17 protein-coding genes are annotated in these 17,540 nt (G+C 59.9%); 3 read left to right on the top strand and 14 right to left on the bottom strand.

Annotated features, from left to right (window positions below; genetic code table 11):
• Positions 1-199 precede the first annotated feature (199 nt).
• The 3 genes from DK871_RS26750 to DK871_RS26740 form a co-directional block, all read right to left on the bottom strand.
• Positions 200-1,813 carry an NAD(P)/FAD-dependent oxidoreductase gene (locus tag DK871_RS26750; protein ID WP_161907272.1) on the bottom strand — a complete coding sequence of 538 codons (1,614 nt, stop codon included), beginning with the start codon at positions 1,811-1,813 and terminating at the stop codon, positions 200-202.
• A gap of 85 nt (positions 1,814-1,898) precedes the next feature.
• A complete protein-coding gene (locus tag DK871_RS26745) occupies positions 1,899-2,570 on the bottom strand; it encodes a COG3650 family protein (protein ID WP_161907271.1) in 672 nt (223 codons plus the stop codon).
• Between the two features lie 96 nt (positions 2,571-2,666).
• A complete protein-coding gene (locus tag DK871_RS26740; RefSeq protein WP_161907270.1) occupies positions 2,667-3,266 on the bottom strand; it encodes a short chain dehydrogenase in 600 nt (199 codons plus the stop codon).
• Between the two features lie 217 nt (positions 3,267-3,483).
• Between DK871_RS26740 and DK871_RS26735 the strand changes: the two genes are divergently transcribed.
• Complete coding sequence (locus tag DK871_RS26735; RefSeq protein ID WP_003193552.1) at positions 3,484-4,398, top strand: LysR family transcriptional regulator; 915 nt, start codon at positions 3,484-3,486, stop codon at positions 4,396-4,398.
• On the opposite strand, the gene DK871_RS26730 is transcribed toward DK871_RS26735, so the two are convergent.
• The 9 genes from DK871_RS26730 to DK871_RS26690 form a co-directional block, all read right to left on the bottom strand.
• Positions 4,389-4,874, bottom strand: a complete 486-nt coding sequence (locus DK871_RS26730) for a DoxX family protein (protein WP_161907269.1) — start codon at positions 4,872-4,874, stop codon at positions 4,389-4,391. The two genes, DK871_RS26735 and DK871_RS26730, sit on opposite strands and share 10 nt — an antisense overlap.
• Positions 4,871-5,647, bottom strand: coding sequence for a DUF2063 domain-containing protein (locus tag DK871_RS26725; protein ID WP_161907268.1), 777 nt, complete (start codon positions 5,645-5,647; stop codon positions 4,871-4,873). The genes DK871_RS26730 and DK871_RS26725 overlap by 4 nt, the downstream gene beginning before the upstream one ends.
• Positions 5,644-6,522 (bottom strand): DUF692 domain-containing protein, encoded by an 879-nt coding sequence (locus DK871_RS26720; protein ID WP_161907267.1) that lies wholly within the window; start codon positions 6,520-6,522, stop codon positions 5,644-5,646. Before DK871_RS26720 ends, DK871_RS26725 begins: the two co-directional genes overlap by 4 nt.
• Before the next feature lie 22 nt (positions 6,523-6,544).
• Positions 6,545-6,841, bottom strand: coding sequence for a DUF2282 domain-containing protein (locus DK871_RS26715; RefSeq protein WP_014717277.1), 297 nt, complete (start codon positions 6,839-6,841; stop codon positions 6,545-6,547).
• 268 nt (positions 6,842-7,109) lie between these two features.
• Complete coding sequence (locus DK871_RS26710) at positions 7,110-7,811, bottom strand: ABC transporter ATP-binding protein (protein WP_003193540.1); 702 nt, start codon at positions 7,809-7,811, stop codon at positions 7,110-7,112.
• A 1-nt stretch (position 7,812) separates the two neighbouring features.
• Positions 7,813-8,580, bottom strand: a complete 768-nt coding sequence (livG, locus tag DK871_RS26705) for a high-affinity branched-chain amino acid ABC transporter ATP-binding protein LivG (protein ID WP_003193538.1) — start codon at positions 8,578-8,580, stop codon at positions 7,813-7,815.
• Positions 8,577-9,830 (bottom strand): high-affinity branched-chain amino acid ABC transporter permease LivM, encoded by a 1,254-nt coding sequence (locus DK871_RS26700; RefSeq protein WP_003193536.1) that lies wholly within the window; start codon positions 9,828-9,830, stop codon positions 8,577-8,579. Before DK871_RS26700 ends, livG begins: the two co-directional genes overlap by 4 nt.
• A complete protein-coding gene (gene livH, locus DK871_RS26695) occupies positions 9,827-10,750 on the bottom strand; it encodes a high-affinity branched-chain amino acid ABC transporter permease LivH (RefSeq protein WP_003193535.1) in 924 nt (307 codons plus the stop codon). The genes DK871_RS26700 and livH overlap by 4 nt, the downstream gene beginning before the upstream one ends.
• A gap of 227 nt (positions 10,751-10,977) precedes the next feature.
• Positions 10,978-12,105 (bottom strand): branched-chain amino acid ABC transporter substrate-binding protein, encoded by a 1,128-nt coding sequence (locus DK871_RS26690; RefSeq protein WP_161907266.1) that lies wholly within the window; start codon positions 12,103-12,105, stop codon positions 10,978-10,980.
• 341 nt (positions 12,106-12,446) lie between these two features.
• Between DK871_RS26690 and DK871_RS26685 the strand changes: the two genes are divergently transcribed.
• A complete protein-coding gene (locus DK871_RS26685; RefSeq protein WP_161907265.1) occupies positions 12,447-12,749 on the top strand; it encodes a DUF2288 domain-containing protein in 303 nt (100 codons plus the stop codon).
• Between the two features lie 225 nt (positions 12,750-12,974).
• Here DK871_RS26685 and DK871_RS26680 read toward each other — a convergent pair whose 3' ends face one another.
• On the bottom strand, positions 12,975-15,236 hold the full coding sequence (locus tag DK871_RS26680; RefSeq protein ID WP_161907264.1) for a bifunctional diguanylate cyclase/phosphodiesterase: 2,262 nt from the start codon (positions 15,234-15,236) through the stop codon (positions 12,975-12,977).
• 139 nt (positions 15,237-15,375) lie between these two features.
• Complete coding sequence (locus tag DK871_RS26675) at positions 15,376-15,744, bottom strand: YkgJ family cysteine cluster protein (protein WP_161907263.1); 369 nt, start codon at positions 15,742-15,744, stop codon at positions 15,376-15,378.
• A gap of 253 nt (positions 15,745-15,997) precedes the next feature.
• Between DK871_RS26675 and DK871_RS26670 the strand changes: the two genes are divergently transcribed.
• Positions 15,998-17,344 carry an MFS transporter gene (locus DK871_RS26670; protein ID WP_161907262.1) on the top strand — a complete coding sequence of 449 codons (1,347 nt, stop codon included), beginning with the start codon at positions 15,998-16,000 and terminating at the stop codon, positions 17,342-17,344.
• Positions 17,345-17,540: the final 196 nt, after the last annotated feature.

Below are 17,540 nucleotides of genomic sequence, written 5' to 3'. Positions count from 1 at the left end.
GGTTTACCCCCCAAATCCCTGTCGAATTCCGGCCAGCGTGGTTTAACGGGGCGCCTGAGATCAAAAGCAGATCAAGATCAACAGCGACTCGCTTCGCATCGTGGTTACCGGTGGCTGCGGCGAACTGCACAGTTGTGTAGATACCTATGCTCATCGCAGGCAAGCCACACATTGGATTTATGCTTGCCGCCAGTGTGCTTTAGGCCTCGATGCCGAGCATATCCCGCGCCAGCGCCTCGGCGATTCGGATCCCGTCGACACCCGCCGATAGAATCCCACCGGCATACCCCGCGCCTTCACCGGCCGGGAACAGGCCTTTGACATTCAGGCTCTGCATCGACTCATTGCGGGTAATGCGCAACGGGGACGAGGTGCGGGTCTCGATGCCGGTCAGCACCGCATCGTGCAGCGAGTAGCCTTTGATCTGCTTCTCGAACGCCGGCAAGGCTTCGCGGATGGCTTCAATGGCGAAGTCCGGCAAGGCCAGGGCCAGGTCGCCCAATGACACGCCAGGTTTATAGGACGGCTCCACACTGCCTAGCGCGGTGGAGGGCTTGCCGGCGATGAAGTCGCCCACCAGTTGCGCGGGGGCCTCGTAGTTACTGCCGCCGAGGATGTAGGCGTGGGATTCCAGGCGTTCCTGCAACTCGATACCGGCCAACGGGCCGCCCGGGTAATCCACCTCGGGGGTGATGCCTACCACGATGCCCGAGTTGGCATTGCGCTCGTTACGCGAGTACTGGCTCATGCCGTTGGTCACGACGCGATGGGGTTCCGAGGTCGCGGCCACGACGGTGCCGCCCGGGCACATGCAGAAACTGTAGACCGAACGGCCATTCTTGGCGTGGTGCACCAGCTTGTAGTCCGCTGCGCCCAGCTTGGGGTGGCCAGCGTATTTGCCCAGGCGTGCGGCGTCGATCAGCGACTGCGGGTGCTCGATACGGAAACCCACCGAGAACGGCTTGGCTTCCATGTACACACCGCGGTCGTGGAGCATGCGGAAGGTGTCACGGGCGCTGTGGCCCAATGCAAGAATCACGTGCTTGGAGAGGATCTGCTCGCCGCCGTCGATGACCACGCCGTTCAACTGGCCGTCTTCGATCAGCACGTCGGTGACCCGCTGTTCGAAGCGCACTTCACCGCCCAGGGCGATGATCTGCTCGCGCATGTTTTCCACCACGCCGGTCAGGCGGAAGGTGCCGATGTGCGGCTTGCTGACGTAGAGGATTTCTTCCGGCGCACCGGCCTTGACGAACTCGTGCAGCACTTTGCGACCGTGGAATTTCGGGTCCTTGATCTGGCTGTACAGCTTGCCGTCGGAAAAGGTACCGGCGCCGCCTTCACCAAATTGCACGTTGGATTCGGGGTTGAGCACGCTTTTGCGCCACAGGCCCCAGGTGTCCTTGGTGCGTTGGCGCACTTCCTTGCCGCGTTCGAGGATGATCGGCTTGAAGCCCATCTGTGCCAGCAGCAGCCCGGCGAAAATCCCGCAGGGGCCAAAGCCCACCACGATTGGCCGCTCAACCAGGCCTTCCGGTGCCTGGCCCACCACCTTGTAGCTGACATCCGGTGCCGGGTTGACGTTGCGGTCGTCGGCAAATTTGAGCAGCAGCGTTGCTTCACCCTTCACGTTCAGGTCAACGGTGTAGATGAAGCACAGCTCAGAGGTCTTTTTACGCGCATCGTAGCTGCGCTTGAACAGGGTGAAATCGAGCAGGTCATCACTGGCGATGCCCAGGCGCTGCACGATGGCAGTGCGCAGGTCTTCTTCGGGATGGTCGATGGGCAGCTTGAGTTCGGTGATTCGTAACATGACAGGGTCCGGTAGGCGGCGGGCAAGGAGGCCGGCTGTTTTGCAAACCGGCGATTATAAGCCCCAATGGCAACTTTCCGTCAGGTTAATCGTCCCGCGAGCCGCCGAACGCCGCGCAACCACGCTGCACCTGGCCGTTCACGCGCAACTCGGCGCTCATGTGTTGCAGGCTGCCGCTCACACTGTCGACGCAGCGCTGAGGCGCCACCCACAGTTCGATGTGCTGGTTATTGGCCTCGGTCATCAGGTTGAAGCGGCCGTCGCCCAGTTGCTCCTCTACGTACGGCACTGCCAAAGGTGGCTGGCCTTCGCGTTCCAGCACCATGCCCTTGGCCGTGACATTCATTGCCCAGGCGGGTTTATGGCCGTTGGCCCGCAGGATCATGCGCTTGAAGTCCGGGTCGGAGCACCCTGAGGTCGAGCGTTCGACGCGATACAGCTGTTGCAGGTCTACTGAACCCTGGGTGCCGCTGGCGACCCCGGAAAACTTGCCACGCAGGTCGGCAAACAGCATGCCCTGCTGGCCGGCCAGCGAGGCCGCTTCCTGCAGGACACTGGTGCCGCCGGTGTCGTTGACCACGTAGCTACGCTGGTCGCCACACGGCTGGAACAGCAGTTTGCCGTCCACCGCCGTCAATTCACCCTGCATACGGGTCAGCCCGACGGTCGATGGCTTGGCCGGCTCGCTTTCAAACAATTGGCAAGCGGCGAACAGAGGAAGCAAGGCAAACAGGGCGAGGGTACGGGCGGCGCGCATTATCGGGTCTCCAGGCAAGTGCCGCCACGTTACGCAGGCTGGCCGTGCATCACAAGCCCGCTTGCCAGCTTCAGGCGTTTCTTACAGATATCACCTTCAACCTACGATAAAGGTCTGACCGGTTTGCAGGCCCTCGACGCTTTTTGCGTAAGCCAGCGCCACATCGGCGGCGGGGGCAGGTTTGTAGCCACGGAAATAAGGGGCATAGCTGCCCATGGCTTCCAGCAACACCGTCGGGCTGACCGAGTTGATGCGCAGGCCGCGTGGCAACTCAATGGCCGCCGCTTTGACGAAGGCGTCCAATGCGCCGTTGACCAACGCCGCGCTGGCGCCAGTGCGGATCGGATCGCGGTTCAGAATGCCGCTGGTGAACGTGAACGAAGCACCGTCGTTGGCGTATTCACGACCGATCAACAGCAGGTTGACCTGGCCCATCAGCTTGTCACGCAGGCCCAGTTCGAAATCGCCGTCGTTCATGTCTGCCAGGGGCACGAAGTTGACGCTGCCTGCCGCGCAGATCAGGGCGTCGAACTTGCCGGTCTGCTCGAACAGCCTGCGGATCGAAGCGCTATCGCTGATATCCACCTGAAAGTCGCCGCTGGTGCGGCCGATGCTGATCACTTCGTGGCGTTGGGCCAACTCTGCCTTGACCGCTGAACCGATGGTGCCGCTGGCACCAATCAATAGGATTTTCATCGTGCTGTTCCTCTGGGCTAATTACCTGTAGGAGCGAGCTTGCTCGCGAAGAATGTCAACGATCACGGGGTAAGCCTGACTACACAGCGGCGATCTTGAGTTTTTCGCGAGCAAGCTCGCTCCTACAGGGGTTGGGATTTGCATTCAGTCTAGTGTGGCTTTTTAGTCGGATAAACGCGCTAATAGGCAACCTTTGGTTTTCAAATGGAAACAATCCATGAGCGAAATGGATGACCTGGCGGCGTTCGCCGTGCTGATCGAGGCCGGCAGTTTCACCGTGGCGGCCGCACAATTGGGCTGCAGCAAAGGGCAGTTGTCCAAGCGCATCAGCCAGTTGGAAGCGCAGTTCGCCGTGGTACTGCTGCACCGCACCACGCGTAAGCTGAGCCTCACTGCTGCCGGCGCGGCGTTGTTGCCCCAGGCACAAGCATTGGTGGTGCAGGTAGAACGTGCCCGCCAGGCATTGGCGCGGCTCAAAGATGATCTGGCCGGCCCTGTGCGTATGACCGTTCCGGTGTCGTTGGGCGAAACCTTCTTCGATGGCTTGCTGCTGGAATTCTCCAAGCAATACCCGCAGGTGCAGATCGAGCTGGAGCTGAACAACAGCTACCGAGACCTGGCACGGGATGGCTTTGACTTGGGCGTACGCTCCGGCGCCATCGAACATGAACGCCTGGTGGCCAAACCCTTGCTGGCCTGGCATGAAATGACCTGCGCCAGCCCGGCTTATCTGGAACAGCATGGCGAACCACTGACCCCGGCGGACCTGGCGGCGCACAGCTGTCTGCTCAACAGCCATTACAGCGGTCGCGAGGAATGGTTGTACCACCAGCAACACGAACTGCTGCGGGTAAAGGTGAGCGGCACCTTCGCCTCCAACCACTACAACCTGCTGAAAAAAGCCGCGTTGGTCGGCGCCGGTATTGCCCGCCTGCCGTCCTACGTTCTACCCGCGGAGCTGGCTGACGGCCGATTGCGCTGGCTGCTGCGCGACTATCAGACACGCAGCATGCCGATGTACCTGGTGCATCCCTACCAGGGCGGCCTGCCACGGCGTACCCAGGTGTTGGCCGACTACCTGGTGGACTGGTTCAAGCGCAGCGGCGAGGCACTGGATCGACTTCAGCGATAACGACGGGCGATCAGGTGGTCGATGGACAGCCAACCCGGCCCTTTGGCAAGCAACAGCAATAACAGCGCAAGCCAGGTGCCGTGAGTGGGATAGGCGTCCGGGTAGACGAACAGCTGGATGGTCAGGGTCATACCGATCAAGGCCAGGGCCGAAAACCGCGTGGCGAACCCCAGCAGGATCAATACCGGAAAAAAGTGCTCGGCAAAGGTTGCCAGGTGCGCGGCCACCTGCGGCGACAGCAGAGGCAACTGGTATTCGCTGCGAAACAAAAACAGGGTCGAGGCGGCAAGTTTGGGCTCGCCCCATTGGAAGGTGCCGCTGATCAGGTCGATGGCAAAGCCTTCGACCTTGGTCTGCCCGGACTTCCAGAACACCGCAGCAATGGAGAAGCGCGCGATAAAGGCGATCAGGCTGTAGGGGATTTTTTCAAACAGTGCGATGGTTCGCTTTACCAGGCAGGGAGCGGGAATGTTCATGGCAATACCTCGGGTTGCAGGTGCAAATGGGTGATGGCGTCGTGGCTGATCAACAGCGTGAGACATTGGTGCAAATCGAATTCGGTGGAGGCTTGCAGGGCATCAGCGATGGCCATTTCCAGCCCGGCGCCTTGGATGAGGCGGTTGACAAAGGTCACTGATCCGCTGTCGACGGCGAATACCTTGACCGCCAACCCTTGGCGCAAGACCAGCGCGCCTTGGGCATACCAGGGGTTCAAGCTGGCGACGGCCCCGTCGGTCTGGTGCGCCGCCCAAACCGATACCACCGCGTAGGAAGATTCCAGCGTGGCGAGTGACGGATGCAGTCGTACACGCAGTTGCCCCAGTTGCGCGCAACCTTGCAGTTGCTCAAGTACGCAGTGCTGATTCAGAACCTGGCAATCCGCCGCGTGATAAGCGCGGACTCGTAAGCGCTCCAGCCGGGCCACATCGGCCAGGTAGGGCACGCTTGAGGCCGGTTCGAAGCTCTGGATAAAGTCAGCGAACGTGCCGCCGTACTCACTGATCAACGGGCTGATAGGCGGGTGGGCCTGGACATACAGGCCGGCCATGGCGCGGAAAAACTCATCGCCGACCAGTTGCCGTGCCACCGGGTAGGCGGCTGCCAAAGCATTGATCAACGCGCTATGGACATTGTTTCGATACACCGCAAAGCGGCTCGCCGGCTCGGCACCGTTGCTGCTGAACACGCCCTCGGGGCAGGTTGCTTGCGGGGCCAGTAAAGCCTGGGCAAATGCCTGCTGAATACTCATCGGGCCACCTCTGACAAATACCCTTCGGCCTGTCGGGCCTCTGCTTGCAACACGCTGAACGCGGGCACCTGGTTATCCCGCTCGATCAGCGTCGCCACCGCTCCCGTTCGCGCCAATACCTGTGCGTACAACTGCCACACAGCGTTATCGATCGGTGCGCCGTGGTCGTCGATCAGCAGGCGGTCGCCCAGGCTGTCGGTGTCTTCGGCAAAACCGGCCAGATGAATCTCGCCCACTGCGTGCAATGGCAAGGCATCGATGTAGGCCAGCGGGTCGCGCTGGTGATTGATGCAGGACACGTAGACGTTGTTGACGTCGAGCAGCAGGCCGCAACCGGTGCGGCGGACGATCTCGCTGATGAAGTCGGTTTCGTCCAGGGTAGAGCGCTGGAATTGCAAATAGGTGGACGGGTTTTCCAGCAGCATCGGGCGCTTGAGCGTGCTTTGTACCTGGTCGACGTGTGCGCATACCCGCTCCAGGGTGCTGGCGTCGTAGGCGAGGGGCAGCAGGTCGTTGAGAAACACCGGGCCGTGGCTGGACCAGGCCAGGTGTTCGGAAAAAGACTGGGGTTGATAGCGTTCGATCAGCGTGGCCAGGCGTGCCAGGTGCTCGCGATCCAAGGGGCCTTCGCCGCCGATGGACAGGCCGACGCCGTGCAGTGACAGGGGGTACTGCGCACGAATCAACCCCAGGTAGTGATGAAACGGGCCGCCGGCCACCATGTAGTTTTCGGCGTGTACTTCGAAAAAACCGATGTCGGGGCGGGTCTCGAGCACCGCGGTAAAGTGCTCGGTCTTGAGCCCCAGCCCGGCCCGATAGGGCAGGCCGGGCGCCTGAGCCGGTGAGACCGCGTGTTGGGCTGTAAGCGTCATCATCAGTACTCAGGCTGCGCGGGGTTCAGGATTTGGCGGTGAAGGCCGCTTCCTGGCCAAAACCGGTCGGCGAGGTGGTGCTTGGGGTCTGGGTGCACGTGCCGGCAGGGACCAGTTTCCAGGCATTGGCCTGGTCTTTGGTTTTGGAGGTGCCCGCGCAGGAAGTACCGGCGCCTGCGGCGCAATCATTCTTGCCGGCTTCAGCCACGCCGAAGCATTTCTGCATGTCGTCGGCTGCGTGGGCGGTGGTGGTGAGGGCGGACAGGCTCAGGGCAGAACCAAGGGCCAGAACGAGGGTGGCAGCGGACAGTTTGGTGGTCATGGTGTGTCTCCAGCAGTGGTTGAATGCGCAGGCTTGATTGCCTGCATGCACCACTAGAGAAAGGGGGAGGGAATTCGTTACAAAGCCATCGAAAAAAACTGCAAACAACACCTATTTATTTTTACCAAAAAAATGAGAACTGGCTTGTGTGGGAGTCGGGCTTGCCCGCGATGCAGGCACCTCGGTGCTTCAGATACACCGAGGTGATGCTATCGCAGGCAAGCCCGACTCCCACACAAGCCAGCTCCCATTTTAGAACTCACTCTTTTTAGCCGCCGAGGTACGCCTCCCGCACTTTCGGGTCCGTCAGCAGTTGCTCGCCGGTGCCCTGCATCACCACCCGGCCATTCTCCAGCACATAGGCGCGATCAGCGATTTTCAGCGCCTGGTTGGCGTTTTGCTCTACCAAAAACACCGTCACACCGTCCTTGCGCAGCTGTTCGATGATGTCGAAGATCTGCTGGATGATGATCGGTGCCAGGCCCAGGGATGGTTCGTCCAGCAGCAACAGCTTGGGCTTGCTCATCAGCGCGCGGCCGATGGCGAGCATTTGCTGTTCGCCGCCGGACATGGTGCCGCCGCGCTGGCTGAAGCGCTCCTTGAGGCGCGGGAACAGGTGCAGCACCTTGTCCATCTGCTCCTGGTAATCGCCCTTGTCGGTAAAGAACCCACCCATGGCCAGGTTCTCTTCGACGGTCAGGCGCGAGAACACCCGACGGCCTTCGGGCACCACCGCAATGCTCTTGCGCATGATCTCGGCGGAGTGCTTGCCCACCAGTTCTTCACCCATGTAGCGGATGCTGCCACTGTAGGCTTGCGGCGAACCGCACAAGGTCATCAGCAAGGTCGATTTGCCGGCACCGTTGGCGCCGATCAGGGTGACGATCTCACCCTGGCGCACTTCCACATTGACGCTGTGCAGGGCCTGGATCTTGCCGTAGAAAGTGGAAACGTTTTCGAATTGCAGCATTTTACGCTTCCCCCAAATAGGCTTTGATCACTTCAGGATTGTCGCGGATCTGCTCCGGCGTCCCGTTGGCCAGCGGCGTGCCCTGGTTGATCACCACGATGTGGTCGGAAATGCTCATGACCAGTTTCATGTCGTGTTCGATCAACAGCACCGTGGCGTTGTTTTCCTCACGCAGCACACTGATCAGCGCCTTGAGGTCTTCGGTTTCCTTGGGGTTCAGGCCGGCGGCAGGTTCGTCGAGCATCAGGATGCGCGGGCGGGTCATCATGCAACGGGCGATTTCCAGGCGACGTTGCTGGCCGTAGGCGAGGGTGCCGGCGGGGCGGTTGGCGAACTCGGTCAGGTTGACCTTGTCCAGCCAGTACGCCGCGTATTCCATGGCCTCGCGCTCGCTCTTGCGGAACGCCGGGGTCTTGAACAGGCCGGCGAAGAAGTTGGTGTTCAAGTGACGGTGCTGGGCGATCAACAGGTTCTCGACCGCTGTCATGTCCTTGAACAACCGCACGTTCTGGAAGGTACGCACCACGCCTTTGCGCGCAATTTCGTGACCGGCCAGGCCCTGGATCGGCTGGCCGTCCAGCAGGATGCTGCCACCGCTCGGCTTGTAGAAACCGGTGAGGCAGTTGAACACCGTGGTCTTGCCGGCGCCGTTAGGACCGATCAGCGCTACCACTTGTTTCTCTTTGACAGTCAGGGCCACGCCATTGACCGCCAGCAAACCGCCGAAGCGCATGCTCAAATTTTCGACTTTCAGGATCTCGCGGCTCATTTGCGCAGCTCCATGTGTGGACGTTGCATGGGCAGCAGGCCTTGAGGACGCCAGATCATCATCAGCACCATCATGGCGCCGAACATCAACATGCGGTATTCACTGAACTCACGCATCATTTCCGGCAGCAGGATCATCACGATGGCCGCGAGGATCACCCCCAGTTGCGAGCCCATGCCACCCAATACCACGATGGCGAGAATGATCGCCGACTCGATAAAGGTGAACGACTCCGGCGTCACCAGGCCTTGGCGAGCGGCAAAGAAACTGCCGGCAAAACCTGCGAACGCAGCGCCCAGGGTGAACGCGGAAAGCTTGATGATGGTCGGGTTCAGGCCCAGGGCGCGGCAGGCGATTTCATCTTCGCGCAACGCTTCCCACGCGCGCCCGATGGGCATGCGCAGCAGGCGGTTGATCACGAACAGGGCCGCCAAAGCCAGCAACAGCGCGACCAGGTACAGGAACACCACTTTGCTCACCGGGTTGTAGGCAATCCCGAAGTACTCGTGGAAGGTCTGCATGCCTTCGGCGGCGCTGCGGTCGAACGACAGCCCGAAGAATGTCGGCTTGGGGATGCTGCTGATGCCGTTGGGGCCACCGGTGATGTCGGTAAGGTTACGCAGGAACAGGCGAATGATTTCGCCGAAGCCCAGGGTCACGATGGCCAGGTAGTCACCGCGCAGACGCAGCACCGGGAAGCCCAGCAGGAAGCCGAACGTGGCCGCTGCCATACCGGCCAGTGGCAGGCAGATCCAGAAGCTCCAGCCCAGGTAATGCGAGAGCAGCGCGTAGGTGTAGGCACCCACGGCGTAGAAGCCCACATAGCCCAGGTCGAGCAGGCCTGCCAGGCCCACCACGATGTTCAGGCCCAGGCCCAGCAACACGTAGATCAGGATCAGCGTGGCAATATCGACCGCGCCGCGCGAGCCGAAGAACGGCCAGATCAGCGCCGCGATGATCAGCCCGATGATGATGTAGCGCTGGGTGCGCGGCAGGGTCAGAAATTGGCTGACCTTGGGCGACACCAACGGGCCACGGTTGCCCTTGAACAAGGCTCCGACCTGCTGGGTGAACAGTACACGCAGGAACATCAGCACCGAACACAGCGCGATGACGGTCAGGGTGACAGGCCCGGTGCCATGCACTTCCAGGTTGATGCCGACAATGCTCAGCTTGAGACCGAGTACCGGAAAGGCCACGGCCCAGACCAGCAAGGCGCTGAAAAACGCCGATTTAAGATATCTGCTCATACTTTCTCAACCTCCGGACGGCCCAGGATGCCGGTCGGACGGAACAACAGCACCAGAACCAACAGGCCGAACGCGACGACGTCCTTGTACTGGTCACCGAAGATATCGGCGCCAAAGGCTTCGGCCACACCCAGCACCAGCCCGCCGAGCATGGCGCCCGGAATGCTGCCGATGCCGCCCAATACCGCTGCGGTAAAGGCCTTGAGGCCCACCAGGAAACCGGCGTTGGGGTTGATCACGCCGTATTGCATGCTCAGCAACACGGCCGCCACGGCCGCCAGCGCAGCACCAATGACGAAGGTCAGAGCGATGATGTTGTTGGTGTTGATGCCCAGCAGGTTGGCCATCTTGATGTCTTCGGCGCAGGCCCGGCAGGCGCGCCCCAGACGGGAGCGGGAGATGAACAGCGTCAGGCCCAGCATGGCCACCAGGGTGACCACGAAAACCAGAATCTGCATGTACGAAATCAGCACTTCTTGTGCGCCACCCGGGCCGAAGGAGATGCTCCCCGGAATCAGGTTGGGAATGGACTTGTCCTTGGAGTCCTGGGACAGCAATACGGTGTTCTGCAGGAAAATCGACATGCCGATGGCGGAAATCAGCGGGATCAAACGGTTGCTGCCCCGCAGGGGACGGTAGGCAACCCGCTCGATGCTGTAGCCATAGGCACTGGTCACGATGATCGATGCCAAAAACGCAGCGGTCATCAACAGCGGCAGGGAGTGGATCCCCATCATGGCCAGCCCGGCAAGGGCGATGAAGGCCACGTAGGAACCAATCATGTACACCTCGCCATGGGCGAAGTTGATCATTCCAATGATGCCGTAAACCATTGTGTAGCCAATGGCTATCAAGGCATAGGTGCTGCCAATGGTCAGGCCATTAACCAGCTGTTGGAAAAAATGATAGATCTCAGGCATTACAGCGCTCCTAAAAACCCGATACGCATTTCACTGGTGGAGTCATTTCCGGCTCGGTGCCCTGTTCTGTGACCAGGTTGCACAAAGCGTTTGCCAGCGAACCGCTGGTGACGGTTTTAAGATTTTCAGGTGAGCCAGCGCCCGGATCGCGGGTGACATGGCCCATAAACCTCGTAAAACAAAGCCCACTGCTTGCACAGTGGGCTTGTTGACCAGTAACGCCTGGCTTACTGAGGGGAAACTTCGGTTTTTGGTTTACCGAAGTGCCATTCGTAGACCACGAACTTGAAGTCCTTCAGGTCGCCCTTGGCGTCGAAGCTCAGGTCGCCCGTAGGGGTCTTGAAGGTACCGGCGTGGATGGCCTCGGCCACTTTGGCGGTGTCTTCGCTCTTGGTGGTTTTAATCGCTTCGGCAATGACTTCAACTGCCGAGTAGGCCGGGAACACGAACGGACCGGTTGGGTCCTGCTTGTTCTTGGCGAACTCTTCAACGATGGCTTTGTTGGCAGGGTCGGTGTCGAAAGATTTCGGCAGGGTCACCAGCAGGCCTTCGGAAGCGCCCTGGGCGATTTGCGAGATGGAGTCGTTACCCACGCCCTCTGGGCCCATGAACTTGGCGTTCAGGCCTTTTTCCTTGGCTTGGCGCAGGATCAGGCCCAGCTCAGGGTGGTAGCCGCCGTAGTAGACGAAGTCGACGTTGGCTTGCTTGAGTTTCTGGATGATCGAGGAGAAGTCTTTGTCACCGGCGTTCAGGCCTTCGAAGACGGCAACCTTGGTGCCTTTCTTCTCGAGGGTCTGCTTGACGGCGGTAGCGATGCCTTCACCGTATTGCTGCTTGTCGTGCAGTACGGCGACGATTTTCGGCTTCACGTGGTCGGCGATGTAGTTGCCGGCCGCTGGGCCTTGCGCGCTGTCCAGACCAATGGTGCGGAAGATCAGCTTGTAGCCACGGGAAGTGATTTCAGGGCTGGTGGCAGCCGGGGTAATCATGATGACGCCTTCGTCTTCATAAATATCCGACGCTGGCTGAGTGGAGCTGGAGCAGAGGTGGCCGACGACGAACTTGACGCCATCATTGACCACTTTGTTGGCAACGGCCACGGCTTGTTTTGGATCGCAAGCGTCGTCGTATTCCTTGGCTTCAAGCATCTTGCCGTCTACGCCGCCCTTGGCGTTGATGTCTTTGATGGCTTGCTTGGCACCCATGAATTGCATGTCGCCGTATTGCGTCACCGGGCCTGTCTTGGGACCGGCGATGCCGATCTTGATGGTGTCGGCTGCGAACGAATGGCCGGCAACCCCAGCCAGGACCATAGCGGCAAACAGTTTGGAAATCTGCTTAGTAGCCTTATTCATAGTGCTCCACTCTTACTGTTGTATTTTTTATAGTTCTAGCGGCCTTGTGAGCTGCAGAACCGGATCAGATATCGCGGATATCCCCCCGGCATTGCCCTGGCAACTGTACCGGTACAGTGTAGAGCGCTGGCTGATCGCTTGAAAAGCTAGCAGCTGGGGGCAAAACCTGGGTATGTCGCTTAAATGAAAGAAAAAGACAGAATCGCGGCGGGTTGCTAACAGCTTTCAAGGCATTCCTTGGCTTTCCTGGCGCTTTCAATCGCTACTTCATTTGCTACTGGGTTTTTCTGCCTGAGCGACGGGGCTATGATTGCGCCGATTTTTTACTCAGGTGAATTCCCATGACGCAAGAAGCAAGCACCCTCTATGCCAAGCTGCTCGGTGAAACCGCCGAAATTTCCTGGAAGGAGCTTGAGCCGTTCTTTGCCAAGGGTGCCCTATTGTGGGTCGATGCCAGCCTGGATTTGATCGAGGCAGCCGAGGGAATGGCCGAAGATAAGCGTGACAAAGTCGCCGCCTGGCTGGCCGCGGGGATCCTTGGCGAGGTGTCTGCGACGCGGGCATTGGACCTGGTCGAACGGGATCCGAGCTTGTGGGCGGTGGTGGTCTCGCCCTGGATTCTGATCCAGGAAAGGGCAGGGTAAGAATGACGTGCACGAAAAAGGTGCGCATTTTTCCGGCGGTGAAGTGTGTAGCCGAGTAACCGCTGAACGCGTGATGGCACCTTGCCGTAGAGAAAGGTCACAGCCGAGGGTGACGTAAACGTCACGGGAACAGTTGAGGTGCGAGGGAAATGCTGGCGCAATTGTTTCCATGTTTGACTCGACCCGAATGGAGTCACGATCACATGGCCAACTCTCGGGTGTGGGTTAGCGAATCGGCCTGACAATAGAAGGCGAGCCGACACGTTCAGGCGCGAGGTCGTTTGGTTGTGGAGCGTCGTTACCCTCCACGCTGAACGCACTGAGCGGATTGCGCATGGCAATCCCCTGCATCACGCCGATGATGTCGTCGAATGGCACCGCCGGGCTGAGCAGGTAGCCCTGGATGTAGTCACAGCCATGCTTGAGCAACAGCTCGAACTGCGCCTGGGTTTCCACCCCTTCGGTGACTACCTGCAAGTGCAGGGTGTGGGCCATGCCAATAATCGCCTGGACAATTTCACTGTCTGCGGTGGATTTGGGGATGTCCTGGATAAACGAGCGGTCGATCTTCAAGGTGTTGAGCGGCAAGCGCTTGAGGTAAGCCAGCGAGGAATAGCCGGTGCCGAAGTCATCGATGGCCAGTGACACACCCAGGGCGCGAATCTGCCGCAACAGGGCCAGGGTGCTGCTGATATTGCCCATCAACGCGTTTTCAGTGACTTCCAGTTCCAGGCGGTTGGTGCCGATGCCGGCGAAGCGCAGGGCGTCTTCGATTTCATCGGCCAGTTCGTCACGCGCCAGGTTCAACGCCGAGCAGTTCACCGCCATGATCAATTCGGTGTAGCCTCGGTCAGACAACAGGCTCAGGTCGTGACAGGCCTGGCGCAATACCCAGTGGTCCAGCTCGGCGATCAGCCCGTTGTTCTCGGCAATGCCGATAAAGCGGTCCGGGGCCAGCAGCCCGTGTTGGGGGTGCTGCCAGCGCACCAGCGCTTCCAGGCGCGTGACCTTGCCCAGTTTCATGTCGAAGATCGGTTGATAAAACAGCACCAGCTGGTTGCGCTTACGCAAGGCGGCGCGCAGTTCTTCTTCCAGTTGCAGCTCAAGAAAGGCACGGGTTTTAAGGTTGGAACTGAAGAAATTCAGACAATTGCGCCCGGCGCCCTTGGATTGGTACAGCGCCAGGTCGGCGGTTTTGAGCAGCTCTTCGCAGGTGTGGCCGTCCTCTGGAAACAGGCTGATGCCGATACTGGTGGTCATCACCATGCGCCGGCCGGCCAGTTCGATGGGCTCTTTCATCTTCTGCATGATGCGCTGGGCCATGTGCCGGGCTTCGTCGCGGTGATGAATATTGACCAGGATGCAGAACTCATCGCCGCCAAAGCGTGCCACCACATCTTCATGGCTGCGTGTCGAGCCCTTGATATGCCCGGCCAGCACCGTGAGCAACTGGTCGCCCGCATCATGGCCCAGGCTGTCATTGATACGCTTGAAATGGTCGATATCGAGGAAGATCACCGCCAGCATGCCTTGGCTGCGGGTTTTCTCCGCGACTTTTTCCGCGAAGATTTGATTGAAACCACGGCGGTTGAGCAGGCTGGTCAACGCGTCGAAGTGGGCCACTTGTTGCAGCGAGGCGCGGGCCTGGTCGAGTTCGCTGAGCAGCGCGTTGACCCGGCGCAGGTCGCGCTCCTTGTGTTGCAGCTTCTTGTCGGCGAGGGCTGCGCTGACGCTGCTGCCGATCACCAGCAAGGTAATCACCGCCACCGACAGTCCCAATTGAATCGGGTTGCTATCGGCGGGCAATGAAAGATCAGCGCCACCGGGCACCAGCATTTGCATGGCGGCCATGCCGGTGAAGTGCATGCTCAGGATCCCCGCGCCCAGCACCAGGCTGGCGGCATATTTGAGCAATTGGTGAAACACGCCGGCCCCATTGCGCAGGTAACTGGACAGCAACAACGCCGCCAGGCTGGCGCCCATGGCAATCGCCACCGAGGCCAAAAACAGCCGTGTTTCGAAGTACACCTGGGCCTGGGAACGCATGGCCGACATGCCCACGTAGTGCATCAGCGCAATACCCAGCCCCATCCACACTGAAGCCACCAGGTACTGATGAAAACGCAGGTGGGTATGACTGAGAGTCTGCATGGCGAGCAACGAAGCGATCAAGGCGATCAGCAGCGAGGCGAAGGTCAAGATCAATTCGTAGTGAATGGCAATGGGCGCTTGGAAGGCCAGCATGCTGATGAAATGGGTCGACCAGATGCCACCTGCCAGGCATCCCGCACCCAGCCAGCGCCAATGGCGGCGGGCGGTGGGGTCTTCGACATGGCCCACACGTTCGGCCATGTCCAGCGTACCGAAACCCGCCGCGCAGGCGACCAGATACGCCAGCAGCACCAGAAACGGGTTATGACTGCAATTGAGCAATAAATGCCCGCTGTCTGGAAGGTCGGTAAAAAAATGCTGCCCCAGCCACTCCATAGCTTATCCCGTCACAGAGCCCTGTCACTGCCAGCGGCGATGACCTATGAGGTCGAGTATAGGAGTGTCTCGAGCTTTGCCATCAGTAATGGCGTTTTGATCTCAAATTATTTTGATATGCCTTCCATAGCGTTTGGTGCTAAGCGCTGATGGGCAGGTCGAGTTCGAAGGGCGGGGCCTCCAGCGGGGCCAGGCCAAATGCGGCACGGGCGGCGTCGCAATCGACATTTTGCACGCCCTGGCTCCAGGACGCCTCGAACTCACGGCATACACTGGAGCGTTGTTCATAAATTGAGCAACTGGTGGCTTGTCCGACTTCACCTTCAAGGCTGCAGCACCGTGCTGGCTTGCGGTCGGTGCCGATCATCGCCACGCGGCTGGGGTTGATCTGCACCACCAGCTCATCGGGCACCGTGCCCCCGGACGAGGCGCACTCACCCCAAAAGAAAGACACGCGAAAGTGTGAACAGCAGGCACCGCAATTCAGACACGGACTGGCTTCGGACATGGGCGTCATCAATAAGAAAAGTAGGAGGAGGGTGCTGCGAAAGGCTCGCCATTCTATCCGTGCCATGGCCGTTGGGAAGAGGGGCACGCACTTATATTTTCGTGGGCAAAATCCCCGGTTGCCTGGGTGAAATCATGCCCTATCAGCTTTACGAATCATTACAGACAATCACCGCCAGCCTGACTATGTTGCAGTGACATGAGCAGGATGCATCGGGCATCGCAGCTCTCATAACAATAAAAGAGACGGACCCATGCAGAACTCGACCCAAGCGGCGAATGCCTGGCGCATTCTGTTCCTGCTGTTCCTCGCCAACCTGTTCAATTTCTTTGACCGTACCATTCCCGCGATCATCATCGAGCCCATCCGCATGGAATGGCACTTGAGCGACTTTCAGCTCGGTATCATCGGCACCGCCTTCACCATCGTCTACGCCATTGCCGGGCTACCGCTCGGGCGCCTGGCCGACACTGGTTCACGCAGTAAGTTGATGGGCTGGGGCCTGTTCGCCTGGAGCGGGCTGACGGCGGTCAATGGCATGGTCGGCAGTTTCTGGACCTTCCTGCTGGTGCGCATGGGCATTGGCATTGGCGAAGCCAGCTATGCACCGGCGGCCAATTCGCTGATTGGCGACCTTTTCCCCGCCCACCGCCGTGCCCGGGCCATGGGGATTTTCATGCTCGGCCTGCCGTTGGGCCTGTTGCTGGCGTTCTTTACCATTGGCGCGATGGTCAAGGCGTTCGACAGTTGGCGCGCGCCCTTCTTTATTGCGGCGGTGCCGGGGCTGATCCTGGCGGTGTTTATGTTCTACATAAAAGAACCCAAGCGAGGGGCAGCGGAAACCGTGCAAGTTTCCCAGGAGCGCGTCGATCGCCCGATCCGCCGCGTGCTGGCCGTGCCGACCTTTCTGTGGCTGGTGCTGGCCGGGCTGTGCTTTAACTTCGCTACCTATGCGTGCAACTCATTCCTGGTGCCGATGCTGCAACGCTATTTCCTCATGCCGTTGCAGGACGCGGCCGTCGCAACCGGCGTCATCGTCGGCCTGACCGGCCTGGTGGGACTGACGCTGGGCGGCTGGATTGCCGACAAGATTCATCAACGGGTCGCCAATGGCCGATTGTTGTTTGCCGCCTTCAGCTTGATCATCTCCACGGTCACCACCGCCTGGGCATTGCACGCCGGGCGTGTCGAAATCGGGGTGTTTGTCGCGCTGTTCAGTGTGGGCTGGTTGTTTGCCTACAACTTCTACACCTGCGTGTATACCGCGATCCAGGACGTGGTCGAACCGCGTTTGCGCGCGACAGCGATGGCGCTGTTCTTTGCCGGGCTGTATTTGCTCGGCGGTGGCATGGGGCCGGTGGTGGTCGGGGCGCTGTCTGATCACTTTGCCCATTCGGCGATGTATGCGGACGGGGCGCAGCAGATGACCGAGGCTTATAAAGCCGTGGGCTTGCATGACGCCATGTACCTGATTCCGGTGGCGCTGTTCTTGACCATGCTGTTTCTGTTCCAGGCCTCGCGCAGTTTTGTGCGCGATGCCAAGCGGATGAAGGAAGGGTTGAGTGTGGTTGAGGTGCCGGCGGCTGCGGCTACGGCTTGAGACCGAGGTGACCCTTTCGCAGGCAAGCCAGCTCCCACCTTTGACCGAGTTGACTGAACCTTGTGTGGTCAACTGTGAGAGCCGGGCTTGCCCGTGACGGCGGATAGCCGACGCCTACACTACCTGACGCCCCGCGATCCAACTGTGGGAGCTGGCTTGCCTGCGATGACGGCCGGATAGCCGACACCCGTCTACC

Origin of the sequence: Pseudomonas sp. L13, from assembly GCF_009935965.1 — a bacterium.
In the GTDB taxonomy this organism is placed as follows: Bacteria; Pseudomonadota; Gammaproteobacteria; order Pseudomonadales; family Pseudomonadaceae; genus Aquipseudomonas; species Aquipseudomonas lactis.
Note: the sequence above shows the minus strand (reverse complement) of the source record. Positions and strands in the feature narration are given on the sequence as shown.